At 60.8% G+C, this 1803-nt stretch carries 1 protein-coding gene; it reads left to right on the top strand.

Annotated elements, in window-relative coordinates; translation table 11 throughout:
* Window positions 1-186 precede the first annotated feature (186 nt).
* The coding region (argS, locus tag DXC67_RS09770) for an arginine--tRNA ligase (RefSeq protein ID WP_233503228.1) at window positions 187-1803 on the top strand (1617 nt) is incomplete at its 3' end.

Below are 1803 nucleotides of genomic sequence, written 5' to 3'. Positions count from 1 at the left end.
GCAACGCGTTGCGCTGAGTCCTGAGGCTGTTGCAATGAAAATGAGAATCAAGGATTTTTGTGCATATGCAATATCGATTAACTTTACCCTGCGACAGTAGCTACTGCTTGTGATAGAGTGCTACAAACTCTGGCTTTTGCCCTACGAGTGACCAAGAGCTCGGGGGCTTTAACACAAGGAGGATCTATGCCCGAGAAGATTGAAGAGCTGGTACGCGCTGCGCTTGCTGCGGCCCAGGAGGCCGGCGACCTTTCCGCATTTGAACTTGACGATTGCGCTATCGAGCGACCGGCTGATACTTCTCATGGCGAGTGGACTTCCACCATGGCTCTGAAGTCCGCCAAGCTGGCTCACTGCGCCCCGCGCAAGATCGCCGAGGCCGTCGTTGCCCATATGCCCGAGGACCCCGCGATCGAGAAGGTCGAGATCGCCGGCCCCGGCTTCATCAACTTCTACCTCTCCGTCGCCGTCAAGAACGCCATCTTTGGCGAGGCCCGCGAGAAGGGTATGGACTTTGCTAAGTCCAACGTCGGCGGCGGCCTGAAGACTCAGGTCGAGTTCGTCTCCGCCAACCCCGTCGGCCCCATGCACATCGGCCACGGCCGCTGGGCTGCTCTGGGCGACTCCCTTTGCCGCGTCATGGACCACGCCGGTTACGACATCCAGCGTGAGTTCTACATCAACGACCACGGCTCTCAGATGAACACTTTCGGCAACTCCATCAGCACGCGCTACATGCAGCTCGCCGACATCATCGCCAAGCAGGGCGTTGATATCGACGAGGCTCACAAGCTGCTGATCGCCGACCGTGACGCCTTTGTTGCCGACGAGAACGACGAGCACCCCGAGACCCATCCGTATCAGGACAACTTTGCCGAGACCTTGGGCAAGGACTCTTACGGCGGCGACTACATCATCGACGAGGCCGCCGAGTTCTGGCGCACCGACGGCGACAAGTGGGTCGACGCCGATCCGCAGGAGCGTATGGAGAGCTTCCGTGAGCGCGGCTACGTGAAGATGGTCGACAACATGCGCGACCTCTGCCACGCCGTCAACTGCGACTTTGACCGTTGGTACTCCGAGCGCTCGCTGTATGTGAAGGACACCGAGGGCGAGACCGCCGGCACCTCCGCCGTCGACCGCGCTTTTGAGAAGCTCGACAAGATGGGCTACCTCTACACCAAGGACGGCGCCCTGTGGTTCCGCTCCACCGATCTGGGCGACGACAAGGACCGCGTCCTGATCAAGTCCGACGGCGAGTACACCTACTTCGCCTCCGACGTCGCCTATCACTGGGATAAGTTCCAGCGCGTCGACCACGTCATCGACATCTGGGGCGCCGACCACCACGGTTACATCGAGCGCGTCCGCTGCGTCTGCGACGCTCTGGGTTACCCCGGCAAGTTCGAGGTTCTACTGGGCCAGCTCGTCAACCTGCTGCGTAACGGCAAGCCCGTCCGTATGTCCAAGCGCAAGGGCACCATGGTGACCCTTCAGGAGCTCGTCGACGAGGTTGGCTCCGATGCCGCTCGCTACACGCTCATCTCCAAGAGCTCCAACCAGATGGTCGACTTCGACATCGAGGCCGTTAAGAAGCGCGACAACTCCAACCCGGTCTATTACGTGCAGTATGCTCACGCCCGCGTGTGCTCCATCCTGCGCCGTGCCGCCGACGTTACCGCCGAGCAGGCCGACGAGATGGGCATGAAGGCCGTTGCCGCCAAGGCCATCGGTGAGAACGTCGATTACTCGCTGCTGACCGACCCGACCGAGCTCGCCCTTTCGCGCAAGCTCAACGAGCTC

This window comes from Collinsella sp. TF07-1 (genome assembly GCF_003437235.1).
GTDB lineage: Bacteria > Actinomycetota > Coriobacteriia > Coriobacteriales > Coriobacteriaceae > Collinsella.
This window is presented reverse-complemented; position numbering and strand designations above follow the sequence as displayed.